Source organism: Janthinobacterium sp. SUN211 (assembly GCF_030587315.1).
Lineage (GTDB): Bacteria > Pseudomonadota > Gammaproteobacteria > Burkholderiales > Burkholderiaceae_D > Janthinobacterium > Janthinobacterium kumbetense.
Map to the genome: position 1 here is coordinate 522,359 of NZ_JAPWIC010000001.1, position 25,947 is coordinate 548,305.

A 25,947-nucleotide genomic window follows, 5' to 3' on the forward strand; every position below is an offset into this window, starting at 1 on the left:
TTTACAGGGCAATAACAACAATGATGTCATTCAATCGTTTGACGATAGGCGCGCGCCTGAGCGCAGGCTTCGGGCTGCTGGTGGTATTCATGCTGGTGCTGGCGGCTTTCGCGCTGCTGCGCATCGGCGCCATCTCCGGCGCCATGGACGCGCAAGACAAAGTACAGCTGGAAAAACTGGACCCGCTGTACGTGGCGCGCGAAGCGCTCGACCAGACGGGCCTGGCCGCCCGCAACGCGTATATCTTCCATGACCAGGCCGCCGCCGAAAAAGAGCTGGCCATCCTCGACAGCCAGAAGGCGCTGTACCTGGAAGCTCTGGCCAAGCTGGCGCCGCGGTTCGCCGGCGATCCGCAATTCGAGAAAGTCAGCGCGGGCTTGAACACCATGGCGCAGCAATTGCAGCGTCCGCGCCAGTTCCGCGCCACGGGGCAGATGGAACAGTACGGCACCTTCCTCGTCGAGGAGTGCAGCCCCCTGCGGCGCCAGATCGTCGCCGACATCGATACCGTGCTGAAAAATGTGCAGCGCGAGTCGGAGCAGGCCAGCGTGGCCGCGCGCGCCATCTATGGCCAGTCGCTGCGCTGGATCGGCGTGCTGGCCGCCCTCAGCGTGCTCATTTGCATCTTTGTTGCCACCGTCATCACGCGGGGATTGCTGCGCCAGCTGGGCGGCGAACCGGGGTATGCGGCCTCGATCGCGGGGCGCATCGCGCTCGGCGAGCTGGCCATCGACGTGCACACGCGCCACGGCGACGACAGCAGCCTGCTGTTTGCCATCAAGACCATGCGCGACAACCTGGCCGCCATCGTCGGCAAGGTGCGCCACGGCACGGAAAGCATCGCCACGGCCTCGACCGAGATCGCCTCGGGCAACCGCGACCTGTCGCAGCGCACGGAGCAGCAGGCCGGCTCGCTGGAAGAGGTCGCCTCATCGATGGAAGAACTGATTTCCACCGTGCGCCAGAATGCGGACAATGCGCAGCAGGCGAACCACCTGGCGCGCGAAGCGTCGAAGGTGTCGGAGCAGGGCGGCAAGGCGGTGGCCGAAGTGGTGCACACCATGAGCCTGATCAATGCCTCGTCGAACAAGATCGTCGACATCATCGGCGTGATCGACAGCATCGCCTTCCAGACGAATATCCTCGCCTTGAACGCGGCCGTGGAAGCGGCGCGCGCGGGCGAGCAGGGACGCGGCTTTGCCGTCGTCGCCACGGAAGTGCGCAACCTGGCGCAGAGGTCAAGCGCCGCCGCGCGCGAAATCAAGCTGCTGATCGACGATTCCGTCAGCAAGGTGGGTACGGGAACCTTGCTCGTCGAGCAGGCCGGCGTCACCATGCATGACGTGGTGGCCGGCATCGGCCGGGTGACGGGCATCATGGCCGAGATCAGCCACGCCACGCAGGAGCAGGGCGCCGGCATCGAGCAAGTCAACCGCGCCATCGTCGACATGGACCGCGTGACCCAGCAAAACGCGGCCCTGGTCGAGCAGGCGGCGGCCGCCGCGCATGAATTGCAGCAGCAGGCGGCGCAGCTGGAACAGGAAGTGGGCATCTTCAAACTGGCCAAGCCGGCCAACGGTCCGCTGCGCCTGGCGGCCTGACGCCGATAGCGCGGCAGCGCGGCGCGCCATGCGCCGCGCTCCACAGCCATGCGCGAACAGTCGTATTCCGCGCTACAATGAGCGCTGGATCACCGCCAGGACTACTCATGCAAGTGCGCAGCAGCCATGATCTCTCCAGCCCGGACGACGACGGCCCGGCGCCGCCCGTGCTGCAGCTGGCCCTTGCCGGCCTCGGCTGGGGGTTACTCACCTGCATGCTGTGCTTTGCCATCCTGTTCCTCACCAAATGGCTGTTGCCGCCTGAATACTGGGGCGCGCACACGGGCTTGTCCAAGTTCAAGCGCGAAATGTCGCTGCCCCTGCTGGTGTTCTGGGTCGTCATCTATTCCCCCATCCTGGAAACCTTCCTCGGCCAGCTGCTGCCGCTGGAAATCCTCCGGCGCCTGGGCGCCAGCCGCCAGCTGAGCATTTTTATCGGCGCCATCCTGTGGGCCATCGTGCATTTCATCAGCGGCGGCTTGCTGCACGCCATCGTCGCGCTGGGGTCGGGCGCCATGTTCAGCTTTGTCTACCTGCGCTACCGCGGCCCGAGTGTGGCCGTGGCCTACGCCACAACGACATTCTCGCGCGCCTGCAATAACATCGCCATCCTCGTCGCCGTGTTTTACGGCCTGGACGCCTAGGACGCCTGCCCAAACCTGCTGCGCGTCGGTATAGATGGCCTGCGATGCTCACCGTACCTGAGTACGGTTGCGCTTCTCGACCACCTCTACCTTCCGCTCGCGACGGTTTTGTCAAGCGTCGTGAAGTTCTCTTTTCTTGAGTAAATACGGCACCAGCGCCGCCAGCGCCACGGCCAGCACGGCCAGGCCATTGAGCAAATGGCGGAAGGCGGCGTCATAGCTGGCGCGCAGCAGCGCTTCCTGGCCGCCCAGCAGTTGTGTTGCCTGTTGGATATCACCGAGCGCGGCGCGGCTGGCGGCGGCCAGCACGGGCAGGCCGGCGGGCAGCTGGTGCTGCAGCGCGGCGCCGATCAGGCTGGCCAGCACGGCGCCCGCCACGGCCAGCGCCACGCCATCGGCGCTGATGCGCACGGTATTGAAGATGCCCGTCGCCATGCCGGCCCGCGGCGTGTCCACCACGTTCAGGGCCATGCCATCCATCAAGCCCCAAGGCAAGCCGATGCCGGCGCCTACCAGCAGCAGCGGTCCCGCCAGCGCGGCGGTGCCGCCGTTGCCCAGCACTTGCGCCAGCCAGGCCAGTCCGGCGGCCGCCAGCAGCAATCCCGCCGCGCACACGGTGCCGGCCTTGACCCAGCGCAATAGCAGCGCCGCCAGCATGGGCACGACCAGCAGGGGCGCGGCCAGGGCGATCATCAGGCGTCCCGCCGCCAGCGGCGACACGCCGTCGATGCCGATGAAGCGCCCCGGCAGCATGACGATCAGCACGATGAACAAAAAGGCGGGCGAGGCGGCCAGCACTTGCACGGCGACAAAGCGGCGCTGGCGGAACAGGGTCAAGTCCAGCATGGGCCGCGCCGTCCTGCGTTCGACCGCGACAAACACGCAAAACAGCAGCGCGGACGAGGCGATGGAGAGTTGCACGGCGCCGTTGCGCCAGCCATGTTCGGGTGCCAGCAACATGCCCAGGGTCAACAGGGACAGCGCGCCGCTGAAGCTGAGGGCGCCGGGCCAGTCCAGCCGCCCTTGGGCACGGGGCGCATCGGCCGGCACGCTGGCCAGCACCAGCAGCGCGCCGATGGCGCCCAGCGCGGCCGTGGCGTAAAAGATGGCGGGCCAGCGGGCCAGTTCCAGCATGGCGCCGGCTGCCAGCGGGCCGAAGGCCAGGCCCAGGCCGAACGTCGTGCCCAGCACGCTCATCACCCGGCTGCGCGCCGCGCCGTGGAACAGGGGCGCCAGCGACGACATGGCGGCGGCGAACGCGGCCGCGCCGCCCAGGCCCTGCACGAAGCGCAGCGCGGCGACCAGCGCGACGGACGGGGCCATGGCGATGGCCAGGGTGGCCGCGCAAAACAGGGCCAGGCCCGCCAGCCAGACGCGGCGCCGGCCCAGCACGTCCGTCAGGCTGCCGGCCACCATCATGGCGCTGCCATAGCTGAGGATGTATGCATTGATGACCCAGTTCAGGGCGGCGGCGCTGCCGCGCAATTCGGCGCCGAGGGCGGGCAGCGCCACGGCCGGGCCCGTGAAGCACAAAGGAATCAGCAAGCCTGTCAGGCAGGCGGCCAGCACTTGCAGGGCAAGCGTCAAACGTGGGGAAGAGGGCATGGAAGTGGGCTCGGAGAGAAGGAGCGGCAAGTATGGCGCGCCCGTCACTGAAGAAAAATGGGCTAAACTGATCAACATATCGGACACATTTGTCTTTAATGGGGAGCGCATGGATAGTCTCGGCGGCATCGCCATGTTCGTACAGGTGGCCGACAGCGGCAGTTTCTCGGCCACGGGCCGACTGCTGGGCCTGTCTTCGTCGGCCGTGGGCAAGAGCGTGGCGCGCATGGAAGCGCGGCTGGGCGCGCGCCTGTTCCAGCGCAGCACGCGGCACCTGGCGCTGACGGCGGAAGGGGAAAAATTCCTGCAGCGCTGCAAGCGCATCCTGGCCGAGGTGGAAGCTGCCGAGCGGGAATTGAGCGAGGCCAGCAGCGGCCCCAGCGGCCGCCTGCGCATCAGCCTGCCACGCTACAGCGGCTTGTTCGAGCCGGCCATCGGCGCTTTCATGCAAGCCTATCCCGCCATCGAACTCGATCTCGATTTTTCCGACGCCATGGTCAACCTCGTCAGCGACGGCTTCGACGCGGCCGTGCGCACGGGCGAGCTGGCCGATTCAAGCCTGATGCGGCGCAAGCTATGCACGTTCCGCCGCTTGCTGGTGGCGTCGCCCGCCTACCTGGCGCGCCATGGCCAGCCCGCCGATGGCGCCGCGCTGCTGCGGCACACCCGCCTGGACTACCGTTTTCCCGCCACGGGCCGCCTGGAGCCGTGGCCGCTGATGGATGCGCTGGCCCAGCCGGCGTCCGGCATGGTGTGCAACAGCGTGGAAATGCGCGTCTTCCTGGCCTTGCAAGGGCAGGGCATCGCCTACCTGCCCGCGTTCGCCGTGCAGCGCGAACTGGCGGCGGGGCAACTGGTTTCGTTGCTGGACGCGCATACGCAGGCGCGCACGGCATTCTGGCTGCTGTGGCCGGCCAGCAGCCATCTGCCGCCGCGCTTGCGCGTGTTCATCGATTTCCTGGTGGCGCAGCTGCAGGACCAGACGTTTGGCGCCCGGCCGTCAAGCGAGAGCTCTCTCCCAGCCGCCTGAAACCAGACGCCATCGCAGCGGGCGCGCCCGCGCGCTTCCTTCCCCGCCTCCCTTCCAGCATGCAGTGTGACATTTGCATGACAAATAACAGTGCTACACACGTTTGAACGTCAATACGGCGTGCATGCGAGGCGGCGTTCAATCGCGCGCCGTCCCTGCGCCGAAAGTGCCGGACCGTTGAAGGTGCACGCTGAACTGCAAGTGGAGGCGGCCGGAACTTTTGCCTTGCATGTCAGCTTGCGCCGACATATTCACTCTTGGTTTTGACGTTTAATGACAGGAAACTGCAACATGACTGAAAAATTTGCATCGCAAACTTCCACCGCTGCCGACGGCATGTCCGCCATCGAGGCATACCTGAACAGTGTCGCGGCCGCCCCGCAGCGCTTCATCGGCACGGCGAACGCGGATGTGCTGACCGGCACCACGGGCGCGGACGTGCTCGAAGGCCTGGCCGGCGACGACACGTATTACGTCAACGACAGCGGCGACGTGATCGTCGAACTGGCCAACGGCGGCAACGATAGCGTGTACACCAGCGTCAATTACACGGTGGCCGAGAACGTGGAGAAAGTCTACCTGACCGCCGCCGGGCTGACCGTCACGGGCACTGCCAATACCAATAATATCTTTTACGTCGATACGGCCGGCGGCAACAGGATCGATGGCGGCGGCACGGGCAACTCGGTCGTGTATATCGGTTCCCGCACGGGCGTGACGGCAACGCTGCTGGGTGCGAATGACCCTCTGACGGCGCCAGCGGGCAGCGACGTGCTGCTCAACTTCGCCAACCTCATCGGCAGCAAATTCGATGATGTGCTGACCGGCAATGAACTTAAAAACAGTCTCCTGGGCGGTATTGGCAACGATACCTTGCGCGGTGGCCAGGGCGATGATCACCTGATTGGCTTGGGCGGTGACGACACCTATATTTTTGCCCGTGGCGATGGTGCAGATTTCATCACCGAAATGGCCGAAGCGGGGGCGCACAACGTCGTCTCCTTCCTGGCCGGCGTCAGCGCCGACCAGCTGTGGTTCCGCAAGGTCGGTTCGAACCTGGAAGTGAGCACCATCGGCACCGGCGACAAGATCACCATCGGCGGCTGGTACAGCGAGGGCATCGTGCCCCGCATCCAGGAATTCCGCACGGCCGACGGCCGCGTGCTGCTGGGCAGCGACGTGCAAAACATGGTGCAGGCGATGGCGGGACTGACGCCGCCGCCGCTGGGCCAGCTGACTTTGCATGTCTACGAAGCCACCGTCCTGGCGCCCGTGCTGGCGCAGAACTGGCGCACCGAGGGACCAAGCCAGCCCGCCAATGGCGTTTTTACCGGCACGGCGAATCCCGACATCATCAAGGGCACGGCGGGCGCCGACGTGATGGCGGGCCTGGCCGGCGACGACATTTATTACGTCAACCATGGCAACGACGTGGTAACTGAACAGCCTGGTGGCGGCCGCGACACTGTCTACACGACCGTCAACTACACCATGGCCGCCAACATCGAAGAACTGCACCTGGCCGCAGCGGGCCTGGGTGTGACAGGTAACGGCAGCGGTAACGTCTTTCACGTCGACGTAGCCGGCGGAAACTTGTTGTATGGCATCGGCAACAATAATTCCGCCACCTATGCCGGTTCCAGGGCGGGCGCCACGGCGACCATCGCTCCCGCCGGCGGCAGTACCGCATTCCTGCCAGGCAGCGATGTGCTGGTCAATATTTCCAGCGTGACAGGCAGCGCCTATGACGATGTGCTGATCGGCAACGAACTGGCCAACAGCCTGTCCGGCGGCCTCGGCAACGACACCTTGCAAGGCGGCCAGGGTGCCGACACGCTGGCCGGCGGCCTGGGCGACGATACCTACGTCTTTGCCCGCGGCGACGGCGCCGACGTCATCACCGAGCTTTCCGCCGACGCCGGCTACGACGCCATCGCCTTCCTGGCCGGCGTCAACATCGACCAGCTGTGGTTCCGCCAGGTGGGCGCGGACCTGGAAGTGAGCACCATCGGCACGACGGACAAGATCACCATCCGCGCCTGGAACGCGGCCGCGCCGAACATCGAGGAATTCCGCACGGCCGCCGGCCACGTCCTGCGTGGCGCCGACGTGCAATCGCTGGTGCAGGCGATGGCGTACCTGGCGCCGCCGGCGCTGGGCCAGCTGACCTTGCCTGCCGCCACGGCCGCCGCCCTGGCGCCCGCGCTGGCCCAGGCCTGGCACTTCAACGGCCCCACGCAGCCGACGGGGCAAACCTTCATAGGCACGGCAAATGCCGACGTCATGTATGGCACGGCCGGCGCCGACCTGCTGCAAGGCCTGGGCGGCGACGACACGTATTACGTCAACCACGGCGGCGATTTCATCGACGAACGGGACAACGGCGGCAACGATACCGTGTTTACCACGGTCAACTACACGGTGGCCGACAACGTCGAGAATGTGCGCCTCGGGGGCTCTGGCCTGACCGTGACGGGCAGCTCCTTCACCAACAATATCTTTTTCGTCACTACCCCCGGCGGCAACGTGCTCGACGGCGGCGGTGCGGGCAACGCGCTCAATTACGTCAACGCAAGCGCTGGCGCGACGGTTGCCTTCGCAGCCGTAGGCACGGCACTGGCCGCGCGTCCGGGCGTGGATGTGGTGGCCAATTTCAACGCGGTCGTCGGCAGCAAGTTCGATGACGTGCTGATCGGCAATGAACTGAAGAACACCCTGCTGGGCGCCCTGGGCAACGATATCTTGCAGGGCGGCAAGGGCGACGACGTCCTGGCCGGCACGCTGGGCAACGATACCTATATCTTCGCCCGCGGCGACGGCGCCGACATGATCAACGAGGCCAACGAGGCGGGCAGCCGCGATGTCGTGTCCTTCCTGGCCGGGGTCAGCGCCGAGCAGCTGTGGTTCCGCCAGGTGGGCACGGCTCTGGAAGTGAGCACCATCGGCACCAGCGACAAGATCACCGTCACCGGCTGGTACGAGAGCGCGGAGCGGCGCATCGAGGAATTCCGCATGGCCGATGGCCGCGTCTTGCTGGGCAGCGACGTGCAAAAACTCGTGCAGGCGATGGCGGGCCTGACGCCGCCGCCGGCTGGCCAGCTCACCTTGCCTGCCGGCACGGCCGCGACCCTGGCGCCCGTACTGGCGCAGAACTGGCGCGCTGCGCAACAAACCCAGGCCGCCAGCTCGGGCGGCTTTGCCGGCTGGCAAGCGGATGCCGCGCAGCTGGTGCAAGCGATGGCCGGCTTTGCCGTGCCTGCGGCCGCATCGGCGCCGTGGTCGGCCCATGGCGGCCCGGCGTCGCAGATCCAGCTGGCGGCGGCCCACTAACGGCTAGCTAGCCGTAGTGCCACTTACGCAGCCAGGCCGGCTTTGCACGTGCCGGCCAGGCTGCGCCATTGAATTTCTGACATGATCCGATGACCGCATTTTCATATCGCCACGATACGTCCCCCCTGGAACCTGCCGCGCCCGACACGGGCTTGCTGTCGCTGCTGCTGATGGCCAGCCTGCATGGCATCGCTGCCGACGGCGCCCAGCTCAAGCACGCATTCGGCCAGTCCGTGTTCACGCGGCAAACCGTCTTGCTGGCCGCAAAACAGCTGGGCTTGACGGCCAAGCTGGTGCGCCAGGCGCCTGAACGGCTGGCGCAGGCGCCGCTGCCGGCCATCGCCATCGGCCACGACGGCCGTTTCTTTATCCTCGGCAAGGTCGACACGGGCGACGGCGGCGTGAGCAAGGTGCTCGTCCAGCATCCGGGCCAGCCGCCGCAAATCCTGGGCCGCGACGATTTCCTCGCCATCTGGTCGGGCGAACTGATCTTTTTCACCAGCAAGGCCAGCTACGCGGGCGAGACGGCCCGTTTCGACTTCAGCTGGTTCATTCCCGCCATCGTCAAATACCGCCGGCTGCTGGGCGAAGTATTGCTGATTTCCTTCGTGCTGCAGCTGATCGGCCTGGCCACGCCCCTGTTTTTCCAGGTGGTGATGGACAAGGTGCTGGTCAACCACGCCATGCAGACCCTGAACGTGGTGGCCATCGGCCTCGTGTGCGCCATCGTCTTCGAGGCCGTGCTGGGCCAGATACGCACCTATGTCTTTGCGCGCACCAGCAGCAAGATCGACGTGGAACTGGGCGCGCGCCTGTTCCGCCACCTGCTGGCCTTGCCGATCGCGTATTTCCAGGCGCGCCGCGTGGGCGATTCCGTGGCCCGCATCCATGAATTGGAAAGCATACGCTCGTTTCTCACCGGCAACGCCATGACCCTGGTGCTCGACGTGCTGTTTTCCTTCATCTTCATCGCCGCCATGTTGTGGTACAGCGCCGCGCTGAGCGTGATCGTGCTGGCCTCGATTCCCGTGTATGCGGCCCTGTCGATGCTGCTCACGCCCGTGCTGCGGGGGCGCTTGAACGACAAATTCAACCGCAGCGCGGAAAACCAGTCTTTCCTGGTCGAAACGATCAGCGGCGTCGACACGGTCAAGGCCATGGCCGTCGAGCCCCGCTGGCAGCAGCAGTGGGAAAAGCAGCTGGCCGGCTACGTGTCGGCGGGCTTGTCGGCGAACAACATCGGCATGCTGGCCAGCGGCGGCGTCACCCTCGTCAGCAAACTGGTGACGGCCGCCATCATGTGGTGGGGCGCCACCCTCGTCATCGACGGGAAAATGACGGTGGGCGAGCTGGTGGCCTTCAATATGCTGGCGGGGCAGGTGGCCTCGCCCATCCTGCGCCTGGCGCAGCTGTGGAACGATTTCCAGCAAGTGGGCATTTCCATGAGCCGGCTGGGCGATATCCTGAATGCCCGCACGGAATCCGGCGGCTTGAACGGGGGCAGCCAGAAGGCGCGCATGCCGCGCATCGCGGGCGCCATCGAATTCCAGCAGGTGGGTTTCCGCTACCGGCCCGACGCGGCCGAGGTGCTGCGCGACGTGTCGATCGCCATCGCGCCCGGCGAAGTGATCGGCATCGTCGGGCGTTCCGGCTCCGGCAAGAGCACCCTGACGCGGCTGGCGCAGCGCCTGTACATCCCCGAACGGGGCAGGGTGCTGATCGACGGGCAGGATATCGCCGTCATCGACACGGCCTCGCTGCGGCGCCAGATCGGCGTGGTGCTGCAGGAAAACATTCTGTTCAACCGTTCCGTGCGCGACAATATCGCGCTGAGCGACCCGGCGCTGCCCATCGACGCCGTCATTGCCGTGGCGAAACTGGCAGGCGCCCACGATTTTATCTGCGAGTTGCCAGAAGGCTACGACACCATGGTGGGCGAGCACGGCACGGGCCTGTCGGGCGGCCAGCGCCAGCGCATCGCCATCGCCCGCGCCCTCGTCGGCAATCCCCGCATCCTGATTTTCGACGAGGCGACGAGCGCGCTCGACTACGAGTCGGAAAAAATCATCCAGGACAATATGCGCGGCATTTGCGCGGGGCGCACCGTGCTGATCATCGCCCACCGCCTGTCGGCCGTGCGCGAGGCGCACCGCATCGTCGTCATGGAGCGGGGCCAGGTGGCCGAACTGGGCACGCATAAGGAGCTGTTGGCCAGGCCGAACGGCATCTATGCCCACCTGTACGGCTTGCAGCAGGGAACGACCGGGAGCGCCGCATGAGCGCCGGCCACCGCCTGGCCGCGTACGGCGAACTGCTGGCCCGCTACGGCCAGATGCTGCGGCACAGCTGGCGCATCCGCGCCACCCTGGGCGGACCCGTGCTGAGCGAGGATGAGGCAGCCTTCCTGCCGGCCGCGCTGGCGCTGCAGGAGCGGCCCGTGTCGCCGTCGCTGCGCTTCACGGCGCGCGTGCTGATGCTGCTCGTCGGCTGCGTGGTGCTGTGGGCCGTCTTCGGCAAGGTCGACATCATCGTCAATGCGGCGGGCAAGATCATTCCCTCCGGCAATACCAAGACCATCGCTTCCGTCGACGTGGCCGCCGTGCGCGCCCTGCACGTGCGGGAAGGGCAAGCCGTCACAGCGGGCGAGCTGCTGGTGGAGCTCGACAGCCGCGGCCCCGACGCGGAGCGCGACAAGGCCGCCGGCGACGCCGTGGCGGCCGCGCTGCAGATGGCCCGCTCGCGCGCGCTGATCGCCGCCGTCGACGCCGTGCGCGCGCCGAAGTTGGCGCCGCCCGCGGAGGCTTCCGCCGCCGACGTCGCCGCCGCGCAGGCGCATGTGGATGGCCAGTACGCGAGTTTCCGCGCCAGGCTGGCCCATCTCGAGGGCGAAATCGCCCGCTATGCGCAGGCGCTGCCGCTGGCGGTGCAGCGCGCTGGCGACTACAAGGCGCTGGCGGCCACGCGCGACGTGGCCGAACACGCGTGGCTGGAAAAGGAGCAGGCGCGCATCGACCTGGCCGGCCAGCTGGGGTCGGCCCGCAGCGAACGGGCGGCGCTGGTCGCGCAGACGCGCAAGGATGCGTACGACGCGCTGGCGGAAGGGGCCAGGGTGGCGGCCGCCAGCGGCCAGGATGCGCGCCGCGCCGGCGCCCGCGGCAGCCTGCTGCGCTTGACGGCCCCCGTCGACGGCACGGTGCAGCAGCTCAAGCTGCATACGGTGGGCGGCGTGGTGCCGGCCGCGCAGGCGCTGATGCAGATCGTGCCGCGCCAGGGCAGGCTGGAAATCGACGCCATGCTGGAAAACCGCGACGCCGGCTTCGTGCAGGAAGGGCAGGCGGTCGCCGTCAAGGTCGACGCCTTCGACTACACAAAGTATGGCACCGTGCCCGCCGTCGTCAGCAGCGTGTCGCGCGACGCCATCGAGGACGAGAAGAAGGGCCTCGTCTACGCCGTCAGGATCACGCTGCAGCAGCCGGCCATCGCCGTCGACGGCAGATTGGTGCCGCTGTCGGCCGGCATGGCCGTGCGCGCGGAAATCCGCACGGGCACGCGGCGCGTGATCGAATACGTGCTCTCGCCGCTGGTGCAGCACCAGAAGGAGGCGCTGCATGAACGCTAGATGCCGCGCCGCCTTGCTGGCCGCCGCCTTGCTGGGGACCTTGCCCGTGCGGGCGCAGGCGCCGGTGGAGCCCGCCGCCGCGCCATGTCCGTCTAGCTGGGAGGCCGAAGTACCATTGAGCGTGCCACTGAGCTTGCCGGCGGCCGTCGACCTGGCCTTGTGCCGCAACGCGCAGGTGCACGGCGCCTGGGCCGGCATCCGGCTGCAGGCAGCCGGCGTGGGCGAAGCGAGGGCCGCCTATCTGCCCACCCTGAACGGCAGCCTGAGCCGCGTGCATGACCGCACGGCCTATCCCGGCGCCAGAACGGCTTCCAGCAGCCTGGACAGCAATACGGGTTCGCTCAGCCTGTCCTGGCGTCTGTTCGACTTTGGCGGGCGCGCGGCGGGCCGGCGGTCGGCCCAGGCCTTGCTCGATGCGGCCCTGGCCAACCGCGACGCCGTGCTGCAAAAGACCCTGGCGGCGACGGTCAGCGCGTATTTCGACGCGCAGACGGCGCGCGCCAGCGTGCAGATGCGGCAGGCATACGAGGCGCTGGCCCAGGAAACGGTGCAGGCGACGCAGCGGCGCGCGCAGCGGGGCCTGGGCTCGCACAGCGATACCCTGCAGGCGACGAGCGCGCTGGCCAAGGCGGCCCTGGGCGCCAGCCGCGCCGACGGCGACGAGCGCAAGGCCCGCGCCGTGCTGGTGTACACCCTGGGCTTGCCGGCCGGCACGGCGGTGCTCGTGGACGACGACGGGGATGGCGCCGGGGCGGGCTTGAACGCGGGCTTGCGCGACGACTTGAGCGCCTGGCTGGCGCTGGCCAGGGAACGGCATCCGGCCATCGTGGCGGCGCAGGCGCAGCTGGCGGCCGCACGCGAACGGGTGGCCGTGGCCCGCTCGGAAGGCCGGCCCAGTATCGACCTGACGGCGAATCTGTACCAGAACGGCCGCCCCAACCAGGGCCTGTCGCCCGCTTCCACGCGCGAAACGCTGGTGGGCATCTCGCTCAACATCCCCCTGTTCGACGGTTTTGCGCGCCACTACAAGGTGCGCGGCGCGCAGGCGCAGGCCGAGCAAAGGGAGGCGGAGGCGCAGGAGGTGCAGCAGCAGACCCTGATGGACCTGGTCAGGACGCATGCGGAGGCGAGCACGGCCCTGGCCAACCTGGCCGCGGCGCAGACATGGCTGGACGCGGCGCAGGACGCGCTGGCCAGCGTGCAGCGCAAGTTCGGCCTGGGCGCGGCGGACATCCTGGAAATGCTCAATACGCAGTCGGCGCTGCTGGAAGCGCAGCAGGAGCGCATTCGTTGCCAGGCTGAATGGCGCTCGGCCCGGCTGCGGCTGCTGGCCAGCGCCGGCATGCTGGGACGCGCCGATATCGCGCAAAAGGGGGGCGCAAGCGGCGGCACAGGCGGCGGCAAATTGCGCGCCTCGACGGCGCGATAGTGACTATGATGGAGCACTGGCCTTCCCGCACAGGGAAGGTGTTTCTACTTCGGCCAAGGGAGACATCATGCACAGCGTACAAAAGATTACCCCATGTTTATGGTTCAACGGCAACGCCGAGGCGGCGGCCCGGTTTTACACTGAAATATTTCCCAATTCAAAGATCGGCCAGATCCTGCGCTATGGCGAAGAGGGCAGGGAAATCCACGGCCAGGAGCCGGGCAGCGTGCTGACGGTGGCCTTCGAGCTGGATGGCCAGACGTTCACGGGCTTGAATGGCGGCCCCCTGTTCCAGTTTTCCGAGGCGATCTCGTTCCAGGTCAATTGCGAAACCCAGGACGAGGTCGACCATTACTGGCGCCTGCTGTCCGAAGGGGGGCCGCCGGAAGCGCAGCAATGCAGCTGGCTCAAGGACCAGTTCGGCGTGTCCTGGCAAATCGTGCCCACCCTCATGATCAAGCTGCTGACCGATCCCGATCCCGTCAAGGCCGGACGGGTGATGAAGGCCATGATGGGCATGAAAAAGATCGACATTGACGAGATCAAGCGGGCGTACGCCGGTTAGAAGCTGGCCCGCAAGGTCAGCTGCGCGTTGCGCGGATCGCCATAGTAGCCGCTGCCGTACAGGCCGTAGCCACTGTAGTAACGCTTGTCGAAGACATTATTGATATTCAGCACGGCGCTGAGCCCCTTGCTGAACTCGTAGCGCGCCATCAGTCCCGCCACGCCAAAGCTGCCTTCGTCGGCGCGCGCCGGCACGTCGCCCGTCAGGACGGTGTGGTAATACGTCCGACCTTGCCAGTTGATATTGCCGCCCACGCTCAAGCGGCGCCAGTCGCCGCCAAGGCGGTAGCTGGTCGCCAGCTTGACGCTGCGTTCGGGGCGCGTCGTATCGATGCGCCGGCCATCCTTGTCGCGCGGGCGGCTGAACGTCGCGCCCGCCTGCACTTGCCAGCCCGGCAACAACTGGCCCGCCACTTCCAGCTCCACGCCGCGCGTGGTGGTGCCGTCGATGGGGCGGTAGACTTCCCGCTCGTTGGCGTCCGTGCCCACGTAATCGGCCAGGTTGTCTTGCTGGATGTGAAAGATGGCCACGCTGGCGTTCAGCTTGCGCTCGAAAAACTCGCCCTTGATGCCGCTTTCCCAGGATTTGCCCGTGGTGGGCGGCAGCGCCCTGGCATTCGCGTCGCTGACCGATTGCGGCTCGAAGATGCTTGCATAGCTGAGATACGCGGAATACGTGCCGTTCAAGTCGTAGACGGCGCCCGCATACGGCACCAGCCGGTGTTTTTCCTTCGCGTCGTCGCGGCCCGTGCCGCCCCATCCGTAGATCAGGTCGCCCGTGCGCTCGTAGCTGTTCAGGCGGCTGCCGACGATCAGCGACAGACCATCGGCCGGCTTGAAGCGGGCCGCGCCGTACGCCGCGTACTCCTTGAAGCTGTATTTTTGCGTCAGGCTGACGGCCATGCTCGCCGGCAATGGCACATCGTTGTTCCAGTGGCGGTAATCGGTTTCCACATTGCCGCCGCCATACGCCAGGTAGTCGGACGTGCGGTGACTGGCGTTGACGCCCAGCACCAGTTCATGCTGGCGGCCCAGCCACTGGAATGGTCCCGTCGCGTACGCATCGAGCGAATTGCTGTCGATGACATAGGTTTTCGCTCCCCGCTGCACGGTGGCCAGGCCCGTGGCCGGGTTTGGATACGGCCCCCAGCTGATGATGTTCGCCTGCAACTGGTCCGTATCGCCTTTCCAGTGGCTCGCTTCCGCCTTCACTTGCCAGCCGTTGTCGAACAGGTGCTCGGCGGCGGCGAACACGCGCGTGCTGGTGCTGCCCGCGTCCGTCCAGCGCGCGGCGGGGTTGAAGGCGCGCGCGAACCGCGTGCGGCTGCCATCGGCGTAAAACAGGGGATTCTGGCCGAACGACGACCCCTTCGAATCGATTTTCTGGTAATCGATGCCGGCCAGCACGCGCGTGCGCGGCGTCACATCGGCCTCGATGACGCCGTACACCACACTCTTGTCCTGCTGGTAATAGTCGATGTAGGAGCCGTGCTCCTGGTGCGCGGCCACCAGGCGCGCGCGCACGGAACCGTCCGCATTCAAGGGGCCGGAGACATCGGCTTCCGCGCGGTAGCGGTCCCAGCTGCCGATGCCCGCCTGCGCATACGCCTGGAACTGGCGCGTGGGTTTCTTGCGCACCAGGTTGACGGCGCCGGCCGGGCTGCCGGCGCCGCTCATCAGTCCATTCGCGCCGCGCACCACTTCCACCCGGTCGTAGATGGCCATGTCGCGGATGCCCAGGCCGTTCGAATTGGTGCTGAAATCGAAGGTGGGCACGCCGTCATACTGGAAACTGTTCAGGCTGAAGCCGCGCGCATAGTAGTTGTAGCGCTCCGTATCGTCGTGCGAGACGGTCACGCCCGGCGTCTGCTGCAGCACGTCGGCCAGGCTCAGGACGCCCTGATCATCCATCTGCTGGCGCGTGATGACGGTCAGCGATTGCGGCGTTTCGCGCGGCGACAGGGTAAAACGCGTGGCCGTGCCGGCCAGCGCCGCCGCATAGGCGCCGCTGCCTTCCGTTTCCAGCGCCGGCTCGCCGCCGGCCGTGACCGTGATTTCGGCCAGTTTCTGCGCGCCATCGGCCGCCGCGTTCGCCGACCTGGGCAGGGGGCGCAGGACGAAATCGTTGGGCGCCAGCCGCAGCGCCGCCAGGCCGCTGCCGGCCAGCAGCGCATCGAGGCCGGCCGCCGCGCTGTAGTTGCCGGCCAGGCCGGCCGTGCGCAAGCCGCGCACCTCGGCCGCCTGGTAGGTGAGCGTCAGGCCCGCCTTGCGCGCCAGCTGTTCCAGCGCCGCATCGAGCGGGCCGGCGGCGATCTGCAGGGTGTACGTGGCGCTGGCGCTGCTGGCCTGCGGCGGCTTGTGCTGGGCCAGGACGGGCGCCGCGCCGAGCAGCAGCAGGGCGCCGGCGACGGCGCCGGCCAGGCGGGAGCGGGCGGGAGACCGGGCAGGAAAGCGGGCGGGAAGTGGGGGAAATGGCTGGGGGCAGGGCAGGAAAGAGTGGTTCATAATCGCTATCAAGTTGGGGGGTATCAAGCTGTATGCCGTGCGGCCAGCCCGATCCCCTCATCTTTTTTACGCTTTTTTCAGCGTGACCCAGAAGCGCGTGCGGTACACGGCCACGATGGGCTGCGTCTGCAGCAGCACGCGCAGGGCACGCTCGGGGTCGTCCAGCTGGAAGACGCCGGAGACGGGCAAGCTGGCGATATCGGCGTCGCACAGCAGCAAGCCGTGCCGGTGGCGCGCCAGTTCGGCCACCAGCTGGCCCAGGGGCATGTCGCGCGCGGCAATCACGCCGTCGAGCCAGGCGGCCGGATCGTCATGGACCGGCTCGCGCCAGGTGCGCGCGCCATCCGTCACGACGCTGTCGCCGGCCCGCACCAGCACGGGACTGGCCACGCCTGTACCTGCCTGCAGCTGCACCGCATGCTCCTGCACGGCCAGGCGCGTCAGCATGCCGTCGGCGCCGGCGAGACGGCGCACCGTGAAGCGCGTGCCCAGCGCCAGCATGCGCGCTTCGCCCGTGTCGACGAGAAACGGCCGGCGCTGCGGGTCGGCTTGCGTGGTGACGGCCAGCTCGCCATGCAGCAAGGTCAGCAGCCGTTGCTTGCCGTCAAAGCGCAGCCTGACGGCCGTTCCCGCATTCAGGTGCAGCAAGCTGCCGTCCGGCAGGCGCACGGCCAGGCGCTGCCCCGTGCCCGTGCGGTAGTCGGCCTGCGTATCGATGGCGAACCAGGCGGCCGTGCCGGCAAAGCCGATGCCGGCCAGCACTTTCAAGGCCTGGCGGCGCTGGCGGCGGCGCGCCAGGCTGGCGTCGAGGGTGGCGCGGCTCGCTTCCGGCGGCAAGCCCGAGAATTGATCGCCGATGGCGGCCAGGCGCTGCCACGCCTGTTCGTGGCCGGGATCGGCATCGCGCCAGCGCTGCAGCGACTGCAGGGCGTCCGGCGTGGCGCCGTGCATCTGCAGGCGCACCGCCCAGGCGATCGCTTGCTCGACGGGGTCATCCTGCAAGGCGGCCGTCACTGGAAATACACGCGGTAGCAGGCGCGCCACGCGCTGGCCAGGTCGCGCTCGACGGTGGCCAGCGAGACGTCGAGCCTGGCGGCGATGGCGGGACCCGTCAAGCCGTCCAGCTGGGCCAGCAAAAAGGCCAGCCTGGCGCGCGGCTTGAGGGCGTCGAGCGCCGTATCGAGGCGCACCAGGGTGTCGATGATCAGCAGCCGCGTTTCGGGCGACGGCGCCGTCTGCTCGGGCAGGGCGGCCAGCGCCTGCAGGTAGGCGTATTCCACGTCGCGGCGCCGGTAATGGTCGATCACCAGGCCTTGCGCGATGCGCGTCAGGTAGGCGCGCGGTTCGCGCAGGGCCGGCTGCGGCCGTTCGCGCCGCTGCAGCAGGCGCAGGAAGGTGTCGTGCGCCACGTCGGCCGCATCGGCGCCGCAGCCCAGCTTATGCCGCAGCCAGCCCTGCAGCCAGCCGTGGTGGGCGCGGTACAGGGTGGCAAGGTCGGGCGGTGCGGCAGGGTTCATGGCGGCTGGGACGATGGTCGGCGATGGTTAATTGAGAATCATTCTCAATTATTGCATTGACTGCGGGCGCTGGCAAGTGCCGCCGCCAGCGCCTGCACCATTGGCGCACCCTGTCCAAGCGGGCCGGCATTTGTTATAGTCCCAGCCATCTTTCCATCCGCCTACAGACCCTGCCATGACCACTAGCACCACCAGCAGCACCATCGCGCCCCGCACCTTCGGCACACCGCTGTCGCCCACCGCCATCAAAGTCATGCTGCTCGGTTCCGGTGAGCTGGGCAAGGAAGTGATCATCTCGCTGCAGCGCCTGGGCGTGGAAGTGATCGCCGTCGACCGCTATCCGAACGCGCCGGGCCATCCGGTGGCGCACCGCTCGCACGTGATCGACATGAGCGACGGCGTGGCGCTGGCCGCCTTGATAGCCCTGGAAAAGCCCGATCTGATCGTGCCGGAAATCGAAGCCATCGCCACCGATACCCTGGCGGCGCTGGAAGCGGCCGGGCAAATCACGTGCATTCCGAACGCGCGCGCGGCCGTGCTGACGATGAACCGCGAAGGCATCCGCACCCTGGCGGCCGAAACCCTGGGCGTGGCCACGTCGCCGTACCGCTTCGCCAGCAGCCTGCAGGAGTTGCAGGACGCTTGCCGGGAAATCGGCTTCCCGTGCGTGGTGAAACCCGTGATGTCGTCGTCGGGCAAGGGCCAGTCCAAGCTCGATGGCGCCGCCGAGGTGGACGCGGCGTGGGCATATGCGGCCAGCGGCAGCCGGGTCGATACGGGCCGGGTCATCGTCGAAGGTTTCATCGACTTCGATTACGAAATCACCCTGCTGACGGTGCGCGCCGTGGGTGCTGCGGGACAGGTCGAGACGCAGTTTTGCGAGCCGATCGGCCACCTGCAGGTGCACGGCGACTACGTGGAATCGTGGCAGCCGGCCCGCATGGCGCCGCTGGCCCTCGAACGTGCGCGCGAGATCGCGCGCAAGGTGACGGACAACCTGGGCGGCCTGGGCCTGTTCGGCGTGGAGCTGTTCGTCAAGGACGACATGGTGTGGTTTTCGGAAGTGAGCCCCCGTCCGCACGACACGGGCATGGTCACCATGGCCAGCCAGGTGCAGAGCGAATTCGAGCTGCACGCGAAAGCCATCCTCGGCTTGCCCGTCAACGTGGCGCTGCGTTCGCCCGGCGCCTCGGCCGTCATCTACGGCCAGCTGGAAGCGAAAGGCATCGCCTTCGAAGGCGTGGCCGACGCCTTGAGCGTGCCGGGCGCGGACTTGCGCCTGTTCGGCAAGCCGGAATCGTTCGCCCGCCGCCGCATGGGCGTGGCGCTGGCCACGGCCGACGACATCGACACGGCCCGCGCGCGCGCCGTGCTGGCCGCGTCCAAGGTCAAGCCGGTCGCGCCGTAAGCGTGTTGGCCGATACAACAGTCATCAACATGGAAGCCGGCGCATGACGGAACTCGATCATTATCTCGCGCACCACTATCTGGACGAGACGCAGCTGGCGGCCGCCGCCGCCATGACCATGGAAGAAATCGACGCCCTGATCCAGGCCCGCCTGGTTCCCGCGCCGGCATACGTGGTCGATGCCAGTGGCAATCTGTGCTCGTTCGTCTTTGGCGTCATGGCGGCGCCCGGGTCCAGGGCCGGCCGCTATTTTCCGCCGTCCCAGCTGGCCTGGATCGCCGTGGCGCTGCACGCACTCGCCGAGGGGCCGGAAACGGCGCCAGCGCGCCTGCAGGCGCAATTTGCGTCGCGTTACGGGGCCGCGCTGGCGACCCTGAACCTGACGACCTGGCGCCTGCGCGACAGTTTCGACGACAGGGGCGCGCCGATCGCGGAGGGCTTGCGCGCCCGCACCGACAGCGCCTGGACGTATTTCTTGAACGGCACGTTTTCCCTGTGCGTGGCCAATCCCATGTCCGAGGCGCACATCGCCTGGAAGGAAGTGTTGCAGGAAAAGCTCGCGCAGCAAAGCGGGAATGGCAGCAAGACGTTGTTCTCGCAAGCGCAGGCGCTGTTCTCGCAAGCGCAGGCGCAGCAGATGCATGCGCTGATCGATGCCTATGCGGCGGCCGCCATGCCTTTTTCGCCCATCGAGTACGCCTTGAGCAGCCGCAAGCGCCTGGTCGAGGATCTGCGGGCGAACCTCCGCGTGAGCGACGCGCAGGAGACGCCCGCATGACGGCATCAGCGACGCACAGCCTGCCGCAGGCCGATGCGGGCGGCGACGATGTCAAGCGCAAGCTGCGCGGCCACATCGCGCGGCGCAACCTGGCCGGCGCCGCCAACGACTGCAAGTGGAACGCGTTGCTGGCCTTCATGCGCGGGCAGCCCGATTGGGCGCCGTCCTACCGCTACGGCTCCGTCACCGGCTATGTCTCGCGCTGGGATACGGAATGGGATTACCACCCGCCGTTCCCCTTCCTGGGCGTGGAATGGTTCGACATCAGCCTGTATTCGGAAGAACACGTGGGCATGCTGCTGCCCAAGAAAATCATCGACCATGGCGTGTGGATCGTGCCGGAACTGGCACGCATCGGCTTCGATTTCGAGGTGCGCGACCGGGTGGCGCGCATCTGGGGCTATCTGCCCCGTTCCTATCATGACTTTCCACCTGCCGACTAATTCAAGAGTATTCCCATGTCTCAAAACGAACACGATATTCCCCAGGTAGCGCAACCGGACGACGCCGTCGTCGGCAAGGAAGCGGGCGCGCGGATGCTGGCTGCGGCCTGCGCCGCGCGCGACGCCTTCTACGCCACCCTGGGCACTGTAGATGCCGACGTGCTGGCGCCCCTCGTCAATCCCTCCTTCATGGGAGGGCCGCGCTGGCCATCGTTGCGCCAGGCGTGGCGCGTGATCCGCCGCGCCGAGTCGATCATTCTCGCCAGCGATGGCTTGAGCGATCCGTTCGAGGATGACGACGACGTGTTCGTCCCGCGCGGCCACCTGCTGGAAGTGTGCATCGAAGCGCCGCTGTCCGCCTTCGATGGTCAGGCAGTGGTGCAATCGTGGCTCTTCGACGTGATTTACCAGGTCAGCCAGAACGTGGCCGACCACGGTTCCATCGATTTGCTGGTGCAGCGCCACGGCAGCGTGTCGATGGTGCTGGACGTGCAGCAGGCGCCGGCAGGACTGGAAGACGAAAACGAACAGGTGGGCGTGCTGCTGGCGCAGGGCGTGGCGACGATTCCCCCATCCTTCGACACGCCGTACGGCGAAGTGATGCTGCTCACCGCCACCGTGCTGCAGCCGGCGGAACTGGCGCACATCGGCAATGCCGCCGACAAGGCGCAGTCGCGCCGCGACCTGGCCGCCGCGCTGGCCGCGTCGCCGACGGCGCACCTGAGCGTGGCCGGGCGGCCCGCCGTCATTCCCCGCTAGGCTGTTCGACCGGCGGCACGGCCGGTTCTGTCGCTGCCTTCGGTGCTTCCTTGGCTTCCACGGCGGCCGGCGGCGGTTCTTTCCACTTGCCCGCCGCCTTCAGCTTGTTCTTCAGGCCCGGCAAGGGAAAGCCCAGCGCGTAGGCTTTTTGCGCGTGCGCGCTGGCCTTGTCGTATTCCTTCTTTTTCACGTACATCAAGCCCAGGTTGTACTGGATGGTGGCCTGGTGGGGCGCCAGGCGGCTGGCGGAGTCCAGCTGTTCCAGCGCCGCCGCGTCCTGGCCCGTGGCCAGCAGGTAGCTGCCATACACCATGCGCGCCGTCACGTCGTGCGGCGCGAAGGCGATCGCCCGTTCGAAGTAGCAGTTGACCGTGTAGCGGGCACCGACGGGCTGCGCGCTTTTCAGCCGCAAGCCGAGTTTTGCCATCGACGCCAGCGCCCGGTGGTGATTCGGGAAGTGCTCGAGCGTGTAGCTGATATCGCCGCCCAGGCTGGTCGTCATGCCTTGCGTGAGCGTTTCCACGGCGCGCGAAAAATGGAATTTCTCGACCACGGACAGGCCGGAACGGTCTTCCTCGCTCGTGTAGTCGCCGCCCGGCGTGTGCTTGACGTAGGGCGGGCATTCGGCCGCGCCGGCATGGGCGCAGCAGGCGGCGAGGGTGCAGGCAAGCAGGCGATGCTTCATGTCGGGCTCCTGTGACTGACCTGGTCCAGCAAGGCGGCCAGGGCGTTGCTGCGGGCTTGCCGCGATTGCATGGCGATGGCGGCGGGGCTGGCCAGCGGCGCCTGGCCCTGGCGCGTCAGGTCCAGGAAGCGCAGCAGGGCGCGCGCGCAATCGCCGCTGGAGGCCAGCTGGCCGATGGTGTCGATGCCGCAGTGGCGCAGTTTGGCCGCGCTGTCGCCCGCCGCGTCGGTCAGCGCGAGGATGGGCCGGCGGCAGCGCAGGTATTCATACAGCTTGGCGGGAATCTGCCCGTTGCAATTGGCCGCCTGCAGCAGCAGCAAACCGTCCGCTGCCTGCATTTCCTGCAGCGCCGCGCCGTGCGGCTGCAAGGGTTCCAGGCGCACCAGGTCGAGGATGGCGTATTTCACCAGCAGGCCCGCCAGCCACGCATCGTGGCCAGTGGCGCGCAGCACCAGCTGGAAATTGCGCGCGTGGAGCACGCCGTCGCGGCGCAGCCGGGCCAGGGCCTCGAACAGCGCTTGCGGATCGCGCTCGGACGGGTAGATCACGCCGCTGTGCAGCAGCAGGAAGCGGCCGCGCTGGTCCGTCCGTTCTTGGGTGTCCGCATAGCCGTCTTCATCGTAACCGTTCTCGATCAGGTGGAAACGCTCGCGCGCCACCTGCGCCAGGCGCCGCTGGTGCGCCGCGATGGCGCCCGGCGTGGTGCAGACGATGGCCGCGCTGCGTGCCGCGATGCGCTGTTCTATCCACGCATGCATGCGGTGCAGGCGCGGCTCGGGTGGATATGGCGCCTGCGGGTCGCTGTCGTCCAGCATCGGGTCGCGCTGGTCGGCGATCCACGGCAGGCCGCTGAGTTTTTGCAGGGTCAGCGCGATCAAATGCGCCGTGGCGATCGGGTATGTCGACCAGATGGCGTCGGGACGGTAGGCGCGGATCATGCGCAGGCCGGCCGGCACGGCGCTCAGCCACCAGGAACTCCAGCGGTCGGGCAGCGCCAGGCAGCGTGGATAGCGCCCGCCGACGGCGAAATGGCGCGCCGCATCCAGCGCCAGGGTGCGCCGCACGGTGGCTTGCGCGCCGGCCTGCGCCAGCTGCGTATCGCCCCGCTGCGCATATGCGCTGGCGCTGGGGCTGAGCACGAGCGGCTGCCAGCCGCAGTCGGGCAAATGGCGCGCAAAGCCCAGGGTGCGCAGGATGCCGCTGCCGCCGGCCAGCGGCGGAAAATGGTAGGCGACCATCAGCACCCGTTTTGGTCGGGCCGCGTTCGGCACGTTCGCTACCATGACTGCAGCCACCGTGCGCACAGCTGTTCGACCGCGCCGCGCCAGGCGGCGCTGGCAAATGTGTGGTTGGCGCCGTCGACCTGCGCCTGCGTCCATTGCGTGCGGGCGGCCACGGCGCGCCACGCCGCGTCGCCTTCGAGCAGCGCTTGCCACTCGCGCGCGCCCAGGTCGTCGCCGCTGAGGATCAGCAAGACCTTGCCCTGGAATTGTGCCAGCGCCCGCAGCAGAGCCGGCGCGGGCGCGTCGTCTTCCCCCGTTGGCGCTGCTCGCGTGGCGGCCGCCACCTGGCGCAGCGACGCCAGGCTGGCGCCCAGCCGCAGTCCGCCTTTGGCCAGCTTGCGCCAGAAGTCGCCTTGCAGCAGGCGCCCCAAATAGTAATGGCGCAAGGTGGCGCGCGCCAGGCCGGCGCTGCTGCGCACCCACGGGTTGAGCAGGACCAGCGCCTTGACGCGCGCGTCGCGCGGCGCATGGCAGGCGGCGGCCGTGGCGCCGTCGCACAAGCCCCACAGCGCCACTTCGCGCAAGGCCGGCACGGCGTCGAAGAATTGTGCCAGCGCCCCGGCGATGTCGGGACCGGCGGCGCGGTAGTCGCGCGCGCCGCCCTCGCTGTCGCCCATGCCGCGCAGGTCGAAGCGCAGCACGGGCCAGCCTTGCGCGGCCAGCGCGCGCGCCAGCAGGACGAACTGGCGGTGGCTGCCGACCCGGTACTGCGGTCCGCCCGTGACGATCAGGACGCCGCGCGGGCCAGGCGCGTCGGGCAGGCTGAGGATGCCGGCCAGGCGCGCCTGCGTCTCCTCGTCTTCGGCTGCGCTGCGAAAGCGCAGGGCCAGTTCGCGCACGGCGTGCGCCGCGGGGTGCTGCCGGCTGTCGTCGCGCTTCATGGCGGGAACCTTTCCTCGTCGAGCCAGTCGCGGCACAGTTCCCGCGTGGCGTACAGCAGTTGCGGACACGCGAGCAGCTCGCCGCTGTGCCAGAACGGGCCGTCGTCGAAGCTGGCCACGTGCACGGCGGCGCCGCGTTTGCGCCATTGCCGCGCCAGCAGCGGCGGCGACCAGGCGTCCTTTTGCTCCGCCGCGCGGTAATCGAGCCAGTAGACGGGCACGCAAGGCAGCAGCGTCGACGCGTTGACACCGTCGATGGCCTGCGCCAGTTCGGGCGCCAGCAGGTAGCCGGCCACTTCCACAGGTGCACTTTCCGCCAGCGCGGCGCGCGCCTGGCCGGGCGCTTCCTGTGTAGCCCCGGCCAGCATGTGGGATGCCAGGCGCAGGCGCAGGAAGCGGTCGATGCTGCGCCGCCCGTCGAGTTCCGGTTGCCACAGCAGCAAGCGCGCCAGGGGCAGCGGCGCGCGGCTGGCGAAATCGAGAGCCAGCAGGGCGCCCAGGCGCAAGCCCCATACGCTCAACGGGCCGTCGACGCGCTGCGCCAGCCACGCGCATGCCAGGTGCAGGTCGTTGTGCCAGATGTCCCAGCGCGCTTCGCCAAAGTCGCCGCTGCTGTCGCCGCAGCCGAACAGGTCGATCTGCAGCACGCTGTAGCCGGCCGCGGCAAAGGCGCGCGCCTGCGCGGCGGCCACGTGGCGGCTCTTGTTCAGCTCTTCCGCGAACGGATGCACGTAGAGGATGCCGCCGCGCGCGGCCTGGCCCGGCGGCGGCAGGTGCAGCAGGCAGTAGCGCTGGCCGCCGCTGGCGGGCAGGAAGAAGGGCAGCAGCGGCAGGGCGTCGAGGGCGGCGCGGTTCATGCCCGCAGCTTTGCAAACACGAAATCGTGCAGGGTACCCACGGTGGCGAAGTGGCGCGCATGGATGTCGTCGTCGGCGACCGCGATGCCGAAATGGTCTTCCAGCGCGGCGATCACGCCGATCACTGCCATCGAGTCGAGTTCCGGCACGCTGCCCAGCAGCGGCGTGTGGGCTTCCAGCACGCGCCCGTTCAAGCCCAGCGTCGTGTCGAGGATGTGCTTTACTGCTTCAAGATGCGGCATGTCAGCTCCAGGGAAGGGTAGTGCGGCAGGGAAGACGTATCGAAGGCCAGGCAGGGCATATCGTCGGCGCGGCGCGACAGGTGCAGATACGGCGGCAGGCTGGCGGCCATCGCTTGCCAGCGCCCGCAGCGAAGAAAGGTGGCCGTGCCCAGCGCGTGCGTGCCCAGGCGCGCATGGGCGCCCAGCGAGGCGCGGTTGAAGCGCGAGATGCGGCTGCACGTCCAGCGCACGCCCTGCGCGTGCAGCACGGCGTTGGCTTCCTCCCACAGGCGCGCGAAGACGAGGCCGCCGCGCCGTCCGGGATGCACCCATACGTCCAGGTCCCACGACGACTGCTGCGACGCCAGCGCATAGCGGGCGCGCACCTCGTCTTCCTGGCAGCCGTGGCGCAGCAGCCAGATCCAGCCCAGCATGCCCGACGCGTCGCGCGCCACCAGGCATTGCGCGCCTTGCCGGTAGCGCTCGCGCAGGGCGCCGGGCCGGCGCTCGGGACCGGGCGGCAAGTCCGCTTCCGCCAGGCAGGGCGTCACCTTGATCGACTGGCCGCGCCCGCAGCACAGCGAACCGGGCGCCACGGCCTGCGCGACGAACTGGTAGCGGTACAGCGCGCAGCGTCCGCCCGGCGCCATCGCCAGCAAGCGCGCCACGGCCAGCCAGGCGCTGTCGCGCCAGCCCAGTTGATCGAGGCTGGCGGCCAGTCGTTGCAGCAGGGGAAATTGCAGGGACAGGGCCATGGCGGTAACGGATGGGGCGGCTATGCAGCCAAC

General features: G+C 68.0%; 22 protein-coding genes. 12 read left to right on the forward strand and 10 right to left on the reverse strand.

Features of this window, described 5'->3' with window-relative positions; translation table 11 throughout:
* The first annotated feature begins 20 nt into the window (after positions 1 to 20).
* Positions 21 to 1,601, forward strand: coding sequence for a methyl-accepting chemotaxis protein (locus tag O3301_RS02175; RefSeq protein ID WP_305055376.1), 1,581 nt, complete (start codon positions 21 to 23; stop codon positions 1,599 to 1,601).
* Positions 1,602 to 1,708: 107 nt separating this feature from the next.
* A complete protein-coding gene (locus tag O3301_RS02180; protein ID WP_099664098.1) occupies positions 1,709 to 2,245 on the forward strand; it encodes a CPBP family glutamic-type intramembrane protease in 537 nt (178 codons plus the stop codon).
* Between the two features lie 111 nt (positions 2,246 to 2,356).
* Here the strand turns inward: O3301_RS02180 and O3301_RS02185 are convergent, their stop codons facing one another.
* Positions 2,357 to 3,850: an MFS transporter gene (locus O3301_RS02185; RefSeq protein WP_305055377.1), complete on the reverse strand. Its 1,494-nt coding sequence runs from the start codon at positions 3,848 to 3,850 to the stop codon at positions 2,357 to 2,359.
* A 109-nt stretch (positions 3,851 to 3,959) separates the two neighbouring features.
* Here O3301_RS02185 and O3301_RS02190 point away from each other — a divergent pair, with 109 nt between their 5' ends.
* The 6 genes from O3301_RS02190 to O3301_RS02215 all read left to right on the forward strand — a co-directional run bounded on the left by O3301_RS02190 (position 3,960) and on the right by O3301_RS02215 (position 13,823).
* The gene (locus O3301_RS02190; protein WP_305055378.1) at positions 3,960 to 4,880 is read left to right on the forward strand and encodes a LysR family transcriptional regulator; all 921 of its coding nucleotides are present in this window, start codon (positions 3,960 to 3,962) and stop codon (positions 4,878 to 4,880) included.
* A 291-nt stretch (positions 4,881 to 5,171) separates the two neighbouring features.
* Positions 5,172 to 8,210, forward strand: a complete 3,039-nt coding sequence (locus O3301_RS02195) for a calcium-binding protein (RefSeq protein WP_305055379.1) — start codon at positions 5,172 to 5,174, stop codon at positions 8,208 to 8,210.
* 89 nt (positions 8,211 to 8,299) lie between these two features.
* Positions 8,300 to 10,489, forward strand: coding sequence for a type I secretion system permease/ATPase (locus O3301_RS02200; protein ID WP_305055380.1), 2,190 nt, complete (start codon positions 8,300 to 8,302; stop codon positions 10,487 to 10,489).
* Positions 10,486 to 11,829 (forward strand): HlyD family type I secretion periplasmic adaptor subunit, encoded by a 1,344-nt coding sequence (locus O3301_RS02205; RefSeq protein ID WP_305055381.1) that lies wholly within the window; start codon positions 10,486 to 10,488, stop codon positions 11,827 to 11,829. The genes O3301_RS02200 and O3301_RS02205 overlap by 4 nt, the downstream gene beginning before the upstream one ends.
* Positions 11,819 to 13,258, forward strand: a complete 1,440-nt coding sequence (locus O3301_RS02210; protein WP_305055382.1) for a TolC family protein — start codon at positions 11,819 to 11,821, stop codon at positions 13,256 to 13,258. Before O3301_RS02205 ends, O3301_RS02210 begins: the two co-directional genes overlap by 11 nt.
* Before the next feature lie 67 nt (positions 13,259 to 13,325).
* Positions 13,326 to 13,823 carry a VOC family protein gene (locus tag O3301_RS02215; RefSeq protein ID WP_285817014.1) on the forward strand — a complete coding sequence of 166 codons (498 nt, stop codon included), beginning with the start codon at positions 13,326 to 13,328 and terminating at the stop codon, positions 13,821 to 13,823.
* Here the strand turns inward: O3301_RS02215 and O3301_RS02220 are convergent.
* The 3 genes from O3301_RS02220 to O3301_RS02230 form a co-directional block, all read right to left on the reverse strand.
* Entirely contained in the window at positions 13,820 to 16,327 is a 2,508-nt protein-coding gene (locus O3301_RS02220) for a TonB-dependent siderophore receptor (protein ID WP_305055383.1), read from the reverse strand. The two genes, O3301_RS02215 and O3301_RS02220, sit on opposite strands and share 4 nt — an antisense overlap.
* A 66-nt stretch (positions 16,328 to 16,393) precedes the next feature.
* Positions 16,394 to 17,371 carry a FecR domain-containing protein gene (locus tag O3301_RS02225; protein WP_305055384.1) on the reverse strand — a complete coding sequence of 326 codons (978 nt, stop codon included), beginning with the start codon at positions 17,369 to 17,371 and terminating at the stop codon, positions 16,394 to 16,396.
* Positions 17,338 to 17,844 carry a sigma-70 family RNA polymerase sigma factor gene (locus O3301_RS02230; protein WP_305055385.1) on the reverse strand — a complete coding sequence of 169 codons (507 nt, stop codon included), beginning with the start codon at positions 17,842 to 17,844 and terminating at the stop codon, positions 17,338 to 17,340. The genes O3301_RS02225 and O3301_RS02230 overlap by 34 nt, the downstream gene beginning before the upstream one ends.
* 175 nt (positions 17,845 to 18,019) lie before the next feature.
* Here O3301_RS02230 and purT point away from each other — a divergent pair, with 175 nt between their 5' ends.
* The 4 genes from purT to O3301_RS02250 are packed head-to-tail and all read left to right on the forward strand — an operon-like array spanning position 18,020 to position 21,232.
* Positions 18,020 to 19,252: a formate-dependent phosphoribosylglycinamide formyltransferase gene (gene purT, locus O3301_RS02235; RefSeq protein ID WP_305055386.1), complete on the forward strand. Its 1,233-nt coding sequence runs from the start codon at positions 18,020 to 18,022 to the stop codon at positions 19,250 to 19,252.
* Between the two features lie 43 nt (positions 19,253 to 19,295).
* Positions 19,296 to 20,030, forward strand: a complete 735-nt coding sequence (locus O3301_RS02240; protein ID WP_305055387.1) for a DUF6058 family natural product biosynthesis protein — start codon at positions 19,296 to 19,298, stop codon at positions 20,028 to 20,030.
* The gene (locus O3301_RS02245) at positions 20,027 to 20,473 is read left to right on the forward strand and encodes a DUF6678 family protein (RefSeq protein WP_289915072.1); all 447 of its coding nucleotides are present in this window, start codon (positions 20,027 to 20,029) and stop codon (positions 20,471 to 20,473) included. Before O3301_RS02240 ends, O3301_RS02245 begins: the two co-directional genes overlap by 4 nt.
* A 15-nt stretch (positions 20,474 to 20,488) precedes the next feature.
* Complete coding sequence (locus tag O3301_RS02250; protein ID WP_305055388.1) at positions 20,489 to 21,232, forward strand: hypothetical protein; 744 nt, start codon at positions 20,489 to 20,491, stop codon at positions 21,230 to 21,232.
* On the opposite strand, the gene O3301_RS02255 is transcribed toward O3301_RS02250, so the two are convergent.
* The 6 genes from O3301_RS02255 to O3301_RS02280 are packed head-to-tail and all read right to left on the reverse strand — an operon-like array spanning position 21,219 to position 25,914.
* Positions 21,219 to 21,917 carry an ABC transporter permease gene (locus O3301_RS02255; protein WP_305055389.1) on the reverse strand — a complete coding sequence of 233 codons (699 nt, stop codon included), beginning with the start codon at positions 21,915 to 21,917 and terminating at the stop codon, positions 21,219 to 21,221. The genes O3301_RS02250 and O3301_RS02255 overlap by 14 nt on opposite strands.
* On the reverse strand, positions 21,914 to 23,200 hold the full coding sequence (locus O3301_RS02260) for a glycosyltransferase (RefSeq protein WP_305055390.1): 1,287 nt from the start codon (positions 23,198 to 23,200) through the stop codon (positions 21,914 to 21,916). The genes O3301_RS02255 and O3301_RS02260 overlap by 4 nt, the downstream gene beginning before the upstream one ends.
* Complete coding sequence (locus tag O3301_RS02265; RefSeq protein WP_305055391.1) at positions 23,194 to 24,081, reverse strand: hydrolase 1, exosortase A system-associated; 888 nt, start codon at positions 24,079 to 24,081, stop codon at positions 23,194 to 23,196. Before O3301_RS02265 ends, O3301_RS02260 begins: the two co-directional genes overlap by 7 nt.
* Positions 24,078 to 24,938: a hydrolase 2, exosortase A system-associated gene (locus O3301_RS02270; RefSeq protein WP_305055392.1), complete on the reverse strand. Its 861-nt coding sequence runs from the start codon at positions 24,936 to 24,938 to the stop codon at positions 24,078 to 24,080. Before O3301_RS02270 ends, O3301_RS02265 begins: the two co-directional genes overlap by 4 nt.
* A complete protein-coding gene (locus tag O3301_RS02275) occupies positions 24,935 to 25,180 on the reverse strand; it encodes an acyl carrier protein (RefSeq protein ID WP_099668090.1) in 246 nt (81 codons plus the stop codon). The genes O3301_RS02270 and O3301_RS02275 overlap by 4 nt, the downstream gene beginning before the upstream one ends.
* Positions 25,159 to 25,914, reverse strand: a complete 756-nt coding sequence (locus O3301_RS02280; RefSeq protein WP_305055393.1) for a GNAT family N-acetyltransferase — start codon at positions 25,912 to 25,914, stop codon at positions 25,159 to 25,161. The genes O3301_RS02275 and O3301_RS02280 overlap by 22 nt, the downstream gene beginning before the upstream one ends.
* Positions 25,915 to 25,947 lie beyond the last annotated feature (33 nt).

Coding starts and splice junctions, on each gene's coding strand:
- O3301_RS02195 (WP_305055379.1), top strand. CDS start 5,172: ATGACTGAAAAATTTGCATCGCAAACTTCCACCGCTGCCGACGGCATG.
- O3301_RS02245 (WP_289915072.1), top strand. CDS start 20,027: ATGACGGCATCAGCGACGCACAGCCTGCCGCAGGCCGATGCGGGCGGC.
- O3301_RS02205 (WP_305055381.1), top strand. CDS start 10,486: ATGAGCGCCGGCCACCGCCTGGCCGCGTACGGCGAACTGCTGGCCCGC.
- O3301_RS02215 (WP_285817014.1), top strand. CDS start 13,326: ATGCACAGCGTACAAAAGATTACCCCATGTTTATGGTTCAACGGCAAC.
- O3301_RS02210 (WP_305055382.1), top strand. CDS start 11,819: ATGAACGCTAGATGCCGCGCCGCCTTGCTGGCCGCCGCCTTGCTGGGG.
- O3301_RS02270 (WP_305055392.1), bottom strand. CDS start 24,938: ATGAACCGCGCCGCCCTCGACGCCCTGCCGCTGCTGCCCTTCTTCCTG.
- O3301_RS02260 (WP_305055390.1), bottom strand. CDS start 23,200: ATGGTAGCGAACGTGCCGAACGCGGCCCGACCAAAACGGGTGCTGATG.
- O3301_RS02180 (WP_099664098.1), top strand. CDS start 1,709: ATGCAAGTGCGCAGCAGCCATGATCTCTCCAGCCCGGACGACGACGGC.
- O3301_RS02280 (WP_305055393.1), bottom strand. CDS start 25,914: ATGGCCCTGTCCCTGCAATTTCCCCTGCTGCAACGACTGGCCGCCAGC.
- purT (WP_305055386.1), top strand. CDS start 18,020: ATGACCACTAGCACCACCAGCAGCACCATCGCGCCCCGCACCTTCGGC.
- O3301_RS02275 (WP_099668090.1), bottom strand. CDS start 25,180: ATGCCGCATCTTGAAGCAGTAAAGCACATCCTCGACACGACGCTGGGC.
- O3301_RS02250 (WP_305055388.1), top strand. CDS start 20,489: ATGTCTCAAAACGAACACGATATTCCCCAGGTAGCGCAACCGGACGAC.
- O3301_RS02230 (WP_305055385.1), bottom strand. CDS start 17,844: ATGAACCCTGCCGCACCGCCCGACCTTGCCACCCTGTACCGCGCCCAC.
- O3301_RS02175 (WP_305055376.1), top strand. CDS start 21: ATGATGTCATTCAATCGTTTGACGATAGGCGCGCGCCTGAGCGCAGGC.
- O3301_RS02220 (WP_305055383.1), bottom strand. CDS start 16,327: ATGAACCACTCTTTCCTGCCCTGCCCCCAGCCATTTCCCCCACTTCCC.
- O3301_RS02255 (WP_305055389.1), bottom strand. CDS start 21,917: ATGAAGCATCGCCTGCTTGCCTGCACCCTCGCCGCCTGCTGCGCCCAT.
- O3301_RS02190 (WP_305055378.1), top strand. CDS start 3,960: ATGGATAGTCTCGGCGGCATCGCCATGTTCGTACAGGTGGCCGACAGC.
- O3301_RS02240 (WP_305055387.1), top strand. CDS start 19,296: ATGACGGAACTCGATCATTATCTCGCGCACCACTATCTGGACGAGACG.
- O3301_RS02265 (WP_305055391.1), bottom strand. CDS start 24,081: ATGAAGCGCGACGACAGCCGGCAGCACCCCGCGGCGCACGCCGTGCGC.
- O3301_RS02200 (WP_305055380.1), top strand. CDS start 8,300: ATGACCGCATTTTCATATCGCCACGATACGTCCCCCCTGGAACCTGCC.
- O3301_RS02185 (WP_305055377.1), bottom strand. CDS start 3,850: ATGCCCTCTTCCCCACGTTTGACGCTTGCCCTGCAAGTGCTGGCCGCC.